Raw genomic sequence first — 7405 nt, forward strand, 5'->3', positions numbered from 1 at the left:
GCTGATAATCGGGAGTGGCGCGTGCGGTTTTCGCAAAGGGCACGGTGGAGCCTGGCCGGAGGATCCCTGCTGATCGCGCCGGTGCTGGTCAGTCCCGTGCTGATCGACGCCTGTTCGTCCACCATCGCGGGGCGGCCCGTCGCCGCGCCTGGCGCAGGCCCGGTCGAGCCCACGTTCCCCACCCCCAGGCCCAGCGCGTCGTCGCCGGCGCCCACCGCAAGCCCGGCCCCCGGCCTGCCGACGACACCGGCCAACCCGACCGCGCCGGCCGGCGCCATCCCGCTCCCGCCCGACCAGAACGGTTACGTGTTCATCGAAACCAAGTCGGGCACCACGCGCTGCCAGATCAATAAGGCCACCGTCGGCTGCGAGGCGCCGTTCACCAACTCCCCCATGCAGGACGGCGAGCACGCCAACGGCGTCAGCGTGGACTCCGCCGGCAAGGTGCAGTGGGTGCTTGGCAACCTGGGGGCGATCCCGACCGTCCAGATCGACTACAAGACCTACAACGCCGCGGGCTGGACGATCAACGCCACCGCCGACGGCACCCGCTTCACCAACGACCACACCGGCCACGGCATGTTCGTCAGCATCGACAAGGTCAACACGTTCTGAGGGCCTGTAAGTCCAGTTAATGGGCTTACTGTGCGGATGTCTAGCTCGGATGGGCAAGTAGGGACTTTATCAACTCAGCGACGCCGCGACCTGTTAGGTCTTTGACGGTCTCAAGGATGTGCAGGGTGTTGCGTCCGAGCCGGTCCAACTTCCAGACCACGACGGTGTCGCCTCCGCGCACGTATTCCATCAACGCGGCCAGACCGGGACGGTCGTCACGAGCGCCAGACATGATGTCCGAGAAGATCTTCGTCACACCCGCCGCAGCGAGTGCGTCGTTCTGCTGGTCGAGCGTCAGGGCGAGGGTCGAAACACGGGTATAGCCAACCAGTTGCCCGACTGGGGATCGGTCGCCGTCGTTCTCATGACTCATAAGTATGGAAATCGCAGATTTGCGAAACTTATTTCCGAGACGAAGTTTTGAGACAATTCGACATCGACGAACGCGGCCGAGCCGGAGCGCCCGCCCAGTGTCTCGAATGTGGTCTATTTCGAGACCGCATTCAGTTCTGCTCGGGCCTGGTCGATTTGGTCGAATGCATACGCCACGATGGCGGCAACGGTCATCAACTCTCCCTGGCGGACAAGCGATTCGTAGGCCTGGTCGCCGAGCACCTCACGTAGGTGGGCGATCGCCGAATCCACCTCGGTGAAGACCAGACGGGATCCTGGCACGTCGCCGTATCCCATGATGGTTGCGGCCGCTTCATGACGGCCCAGTCGATCTAAAAGGATGGCGATCATCGCCAGCGGACCGGTTATCAGGAGAAAGCTGCCCGAGTCCTGGTAGTTACGCACGGCCGAAACCATGTAGTCGAGGGCTTCGATGGGATCACCGTGACCGGCGGCGAGCCTTGACAGGTTAATAAAAATCGTTGCCTCGATGAACCGATTGCCGCTGTCGTGAGCGATCTGCATTGCGCGGCGACTGACGTCGTACGCTGCGGCGGGGTCAGCGTCGCGGTAGGCCCAAGCGTACGCGTTCAACGCCAGTGCTTTGATTTGCGGATTCTCGGTGGCGTCTGCGGCCAGTAGGAGATCGTCGGCAATCGTCCTAGCCTCGTCGCAGGCACCGGCGTTCGTTAGCGCCAACACCAGCTGCGTGCGCGGAACCGTATGCGTGCCGGAACTTCGCGCAATGGTTTGGCGGACCATCGCCGCCGTCTTCTCGGGCTCACCCTTGAGGTGGTAAGCGGTGCCAAGCGTTGCCTCGCAGCCGAACGGGACGTCGGCATAACACCCGCGCTCAAGAGCCGCCTGGCCCACTTCGATATAGCTGATCGCTTCATCGACGCGGCCAGCGGCATAGCATTGCGCGGCCATTGCACACAGCTGCACCAGGCGCCGGTGATCGGCGGTCTGCGCGGGCTGGATGAGTTCCTCTGCCCAGCTCACGGGCTCAAAAGTATAAGAACACATGCCGAGGAGTGCGGCGTAGAAGGCAATTGTCGCGCTGGTATCCAAGTCGTCTCGGTCGACGGACCAGCGGAACGCAGCACGCAAGTTTGGCAGCTCGCGAGCCAACCACTCATAGGTCTCACGTTGGTGCGGGCTGTCCCATAGGGACAGCACATCGTCTTCACGGGCGGCGAAGTAGTGGGCGTGGGCATCGCGGGTGCGGTCGGCATCGCCCGTATTGACGAGCTGTTCCTCGGCGAATTGACGGATCGTTTCCAGCATTGAATACCGGGTCCGGCCAAATGATTGTCCCGCGGCGAGAAGTGACTTGCGTACCAGGGCATCGAGTATGTCCAGTACTGCAAGCTCGTCACCAGAATCTGCTATGGCACAGGCCGCGCTTAGGTCGAATCCGCCAGCGAACACCGAACATCTTGCCAGAAGGGTTTTTTCGCTATCGTCGAGCAGATCGTAGGACCATTGAACCGCTTGCCGGAGAGTCTGGTGACGCTCCAGGCCGCGCCGAGATCCGGTCAGCAGCCGGAACCGGTCGTGGAGACGATCGTGTAACTCAACGACGGTCATGGATTGCATTCGCGACGCGGCCAACTCGATCGCCAGCGGGATGCCGTCGAGGCGACGACAGACTTCAGCCACCGCGCTTGCCTCATCGATGTCGCTTAACGCCAACGTGGGGGCGACAGCTTGCGCACGCTCGACGAACAGTGCTGCTGCAGCCGAGTCAGCTCCGCCGCGGGTGTCCAGTGACGGCACTGGCCACAATTGCTCGTCGGCCAACCGCAAACCCTCCCTGCTAGTGGCCAATATCGTTAACGTTGCCGAGTGCTGCAGAATCCCGTCGATTAAGTCGGCTACCGCGTCGAGCACGTGTTCGCAGTTGTCGAATACGAGCAGCCTGGATCGACCTTCCAGTGCGGCGGCCACGCTGTTGGAAAGGTTCATGCCCGGCTGTTGAGTGATTCCGAGTGTTGCGGCCACCGCCTCGGCGACAGCGGTGGGATCGCCCACGGGAGCAAGCTCGATCACCCACACCCCGTCTGAGAACTCGGCGGCCAAACGTGCTGCGACCTCCACTGCCAGCCGGGTCTTGCCCACACCACCCGGACCGGTGAGCGTCACCAATCGGTGCGCCTTGAGCGCTGTCTGTAGCTCGGCGACCTCCTCCTCACGCCCAAGGAAGCTCGTAGCGGGCGGCCGCAGATTTCCGAGTCTCGACTCAAGCGTCCTCAATGCCGGGAAATCAGTTCGTAGGCCGTTCGCTGCAACCTGAAATACGTTGATTGGCTTGGGTATATCCCGAAGTCGCCGTGCTCCGAGATCAGCGAGGTCAACGCCTGACAGGAGCTCAGCAGTGGCGGCGTCGATCAATATCTGTCCGCCGTGCCCGGCAGCCATCACCCGCGCAGCCCGGTTGAGTACCGCTCCGAAGTAGTCGCCGTCGCGAAGTTCGGCTTCGCCGGTAGCAATGCCCATCCGGACGGGCAATTCCAGTTTGCGCTGCGCGGCTATGGCGGCATCCACCGCTGCCCTTGGTGACGAGAATGCCGCGCACACGCCATCACCGGTGTGCTTGAACAGGAAGCCCCCGTGCGCCACGACCGCCGAGCGCAACACCTCGTCATGGGCCGCGAGGGCCTTCCGCATGCCATCGGCGTCGGCCTCCCACCGACGGGTCGACCCCTCGACGTCGGTGAACACAAACGTCACCACCCCCGTAGGAGCAGCCGCGGTCATGGCATTTCCTCGGCCCAGTCGATATGCCCTTCGAAGCCAAGCGTTCTCGCCATGTGGCGGTCGCGATCCCGCAGATCCGTGTAAGCCTCGGTATCGCCGTGAGCCCGCGCCAGGAGAGCCCGTAGCCGCAACAGCCAAATCTCTCGTATCACCAGACCCTCATCGGCTGGCGCAGCCGCTAATCGCTCGATGGCGGCCTCGGCCTCCGCCAGGTCGCTCCCGGCCCCGCGGTCCAGCAGTGTCTCCACCAGAACACCGGTCGCAGGAATGCCCCACGTCATTAGGTGTCCCTCGCGGAACAGATGATCGGCAGCGGCACGCATGAGCGGTATGGCGTCATCGCGACCTCCACCCCGAGCCTTCTCGCGCGCCGCGTACGCATTGATGAGCGGTAGGTCGTGGAGGTTGTGTCTCTGGCGCAGGAATGCGTCACTGGCCTCACCCAGGAGCTTTTGTCCGCGGTCATGCTCTGCAGCCGTGTCGCGGTGCACGAGCGCCAAGCCGAGCGCCATCCGGGCGAAGCTCAACGCGAGGTCATCACCGGATCGTTCGGCAACCGCTAGCGCATCCTCGATCTGGCGCATCGCGGAATCGTCCGGCCTCAGCACGCCCATCGGTATCACACTGTTGTAGACACAGGCGGCGACCGCGGCGTAGGACATGGGGTCGGCACTGCGGGCCATGGCCAGGCATTGCCGCAAGTCGTCGCGCCATCCCGGACGACCCAGACACCAACGGCCAACCGCCCGCGTGGTTAAGGCGAACGCTAGCGGAGACCCGAAAATGATGTTGCCTGTAGACGGATCACCCTCGGCCAGGTCGATGACCCTCTGTGACCACCGCAGCGCGTCACACCACTCGGCGCTTAAAACCTTGGCCAAGACCACCGGTAGGGACAACCCCACGGTCAAGGTCGGGTCGCCGAGCGACTCGATGAGGGTCATCGCCTCGGATGCCAGCTGCGATGCCTGGCGCATCCGGTCTTGAAACGTGTGATCCATGACCAGCCCCGCCATGGCGATGGCCAGTGACGCCTTGTCCCCGGCGATGGTGCACAACTGCCGCAACTCGTCAAAGCGGGCACCGGCGACGCCGACATGGATTCGATAGGCGATCCCGCAGAGCATGGTTCGCGGGGCGATGCGCATGGCTGTCCGGTTGGGGTCGTCAGCAGGGAGGGCGTCGGCGATCTGTTGGGCGCGCTCCCAACTCAGTCGCGCCGCAGTGATGTCACGGTTGGTCGCCCAAGTGGCTGCGCGCATGTGCCAGCCAAACGCGGAATGAAGGTCGCCCGCGGCCTCGAGGTGTTCGGCAATCAGCGACGCGTTCTCCTCAGCCATTGCGGGTTCGCGTGATTCGATGGCGGCCGCCACCTTTCGGTGCAGTCCGACGCGATCCGATTTCAGCTGTGATTCATAGCTCACGGTCCGGATCAGCGGGTGATGGAACACATAGGCAGGGTTTGCGGTGAAGGTCACCTGATCGATGAACTGGCCCCCCACCAAGTCGGTAAGGACCGGCTCAATGCCCGAGGTTTCCAAAAGGTCCCGGCTGAACCGCGAGCCAATGACTGCCCCTGCGCACAAGGTGCGCTTAGCCCCAGGGCTGAGGCGGTCGATGCGCGCGGCGATGGTCGCCTGCACAGTCGCGGGCATACTGACATCGGCCACATCGGCGGTCGAGACATAGCAGCTGCCGGTGCCGAGCAGAACACCGCGCTCGACCAAATCCCGCACCATTTCCTCAGCGAAAAACGGATTCCCCGCGGCCCGCTCGGCGATCATGGTGGCCAACTCCGTTGTCGAGGGGTCTGGGCCGAGCAGATCGGTCACCAACGCGGTGGTCTCGGTATTGCTCAGCGGCGCAAGGGCGATGCTCTGGGCACCGCTCACCCGGCTCAAAGAGCCGGAGTATTCGGGGCGGTAGGTGACCAGCACGAGCGAGGGCGTCTGCGGGATCACCGTGACGAAGTCGGCCAGCATCGACTCGCTGACCTCATCGAGCCAATGGGCGTCCTCGACGACGTAGACCCCAGGCTTTTCGCGGGCCAACGAGAGGCCGTTCACGAGCGCGGTCAACCGCCGCCGACGGGCATCCGGATCGATCTCGGGCAGTTCGGCATCGGGATCGGTGATCCCCAGCAGGTCCCCCAAAAGCAACAAGTCTTCGGAGTCGGCGTCGGGATACTGAACCCGTATCCGTGCTCGGGCGGCATCCGGGTCGAGACCCTTAGTGTCGGTGACCGCGCGCAGCAGCCGCGCCACGACGTGGAAGGGAACGTCGCTTGTGTGTGATTCGCAGAAGGCGGTGAATACCTCGACACCCCGGGTGGCCGCCATCGCAGAGACTTCACGCACCAGACGGCTCTTGCCAATGCCGGGTGGGCCCACAATCGTGACCACCGCGCCGTGGCCCGCGATGGCGCGCTCCAACAGGGCTTCGACGGCGGACATCTCCCACCGCCGACCGACCAGATTCGACTCAACACGTCCGGTGGCGCGATGCCCGTCGCGCATGCTCAGCAGCCGACGGGCGGGTATTGGCGCGTCGGCACCCTTGATCTGAACCAGCTCAGGTTCGCCGAAAGTCGCCGCGCCCTCGACCAGCCGCGCTGTGGATTCGCTGAGCATCACCGCGCCCGGCGCTGCCACCGATTCCACCCGCTGCGCCATCCCCACGTGCTCACCGATGGCTGTGTAGCCCAATGCACCCGAGCCAATTTCCCCGGCGATCACCTGACCGGAGTTGAGTCCCACGCGCAAATGGAGGTCCACTTGATCGCGGTCTCTAACGTCCGCGGCCAGCCGGGCGGTCTGTTCCTGGATGCCCAGCGCAGCAAAACAAGCTCGGATCGCGTGGTCCTCCAACGCCACCGGCGCGCCAAACACCGCCATGACCCCGTCGCCGGTGAATTTGTCGACTGTGCCGCCATACCGCTGGACCACAAGTGTGCAGCGGTCAGCGAGTTCAGCCATGATCTCGCGCAGACGCTCCGCGCCCAGCACCGCCGCGATGTCCATCGAGTGGACTACGTCGGCGAAGAGCACCGTGACCTGCTTGTACTCCGCATGGGTGTCGCGCCCCGTGACGGGCGCACCACAGCCGTCGCAGAATCGCGCGCCCTCGCGCGGCTCGGTGCCACACGTGCGGCACGCGGTCGCTGCGGTCATCCGACCCTCCGCCGGTTCCGCCCCCCGGTTTCCCGACTCACCAGCATAGGGCGCTAAACGATTCCCAGAAGAGGTTTCATTAGCTCGTCACCAGCGGCGCGTCTCCGCAGATGAAGGGGACGTATCGCTGGTGGCCGCCGCCTCGGCGAGCGGGACGTGGAACGACAGTCGGGTGATCGCGTGAGGAGAAGTGTTATGCCGCGAGCCCCGCGGCCCAGGCATGAACATCTACATCGCTACCGACGATTTGTGTCTTGATCGTCATGGAAGGCGTGTAGAGCGTGCCCACCCAACGCCCCCTCTCAAAGTCCACCCGCAGCACCGAACCGTCGGAGAACCTGTATGGCCGTGACAGTCTGATTTGGCCCCAGGAGGACGGCTTGATTTGGCCCCGCCTGGATGGCGGCGGGGCGTTGTTGTGACGGTCTGATTTGGCCCCACTTCGGTGACACGCCGTGTTGGTTATG

4 protein-coding genes are annotated in these 7405 nt (G+C 64.1%); 1 reads left to right on the forward strand and 3 read right to left on the reverse strand.

The window, feature by feature from the left end; translation table 11 throughout:
* Positions 1-51 precede the first annotated feature (51 nt).
* Positions 52-615: a hypothetical protein gene (locus tag H7J89_RS22565; RefSeq protein ID WP_276042481.1), complete on the forward strand. Its 564-nt coding sequence runs from the start codon at positions 52-54 to the stop codon at positions 613-615.
* 40 nt (positions 616-655) lie between these two features.
* Here H7J89_RS22565 and H7J89_RS22570 read toward each other — a convergent pair whose 3' ends face one another.
* The 3 genes from H7J89_RS22570 to H7J89_RS22580 form a co-directional block, all read right to left on the reverse strand.
* Positions 656-988, reverse strand: a complete 333-nt coding sequence (locus tag H7J89_RS22570; protein WP_264046879.1) for a recombinase family protein — start codon at positions 986-988, stop codon at positions 656-658.
* A 113-nt stretch (positions 989-1101) separates the two neighbouring features.
* Positions 1102-3768, reverse strand: a complete 2667-nt coding sequence (locus H7J89_RS22575; RefSeq protein WP_264046881.1) for an ATP-binding protein — start codon at positions 3766-3768, stop codon at positions 1102-1104.
* Positions 3765-6938: an ATP-binding protein gene (locus H7J89_RS22580; RefSeq protein ID WP_264046883.1), complete on the reverse strand. Its 3174-nt coding sequence runs from the start codon at positions 6936-6938 to the stop codon at positions 3765-3767. Before H7J89_RS22580 ends, H7J89_RS22575 begins: the two co-directional genes overlap by 4 nt.
* Between the last annotated feature and the right edge of the window lie 467 nt (positions 6939-7405).

The sequence above is a fragment of the Mycobacterium paraffinicum genome (assembly GCF_025822865.1).
Lineage (GTDB): Bacteria > Actinomycetota > Actinomycetes > Mycobacteriales > Mycobacteriaceae > Mycobacterium > Mycobacterium paraffinicum.

What these genes read in the sequence shown, in the direction of transcription:
- H7J89_RS22570 (WP_264046879.1), bottom strand. Translation starts at nt 988, where the DNA reads ATGAGTCATGAGAACGACGGCGACCGATCCCCAGTCGGGCAACTGGTT.
- H7J89_RS22575 (WP_264046881.1), bottom strand. Translation starts at nt 3,768, where the DNA reads ATGACCGCGGCTGCTCCTACGGGGGTGGTGACGTTTGTGTTCACCGAC.
- H7J89_RS22580 (WP_264046883.1), bottom strand. Translation starts at nt 6,938, where the DNA reads ATGACCGCAGCGACCGCGTGCCGCACGTGTGGCACCGAGCCGCGCGAG.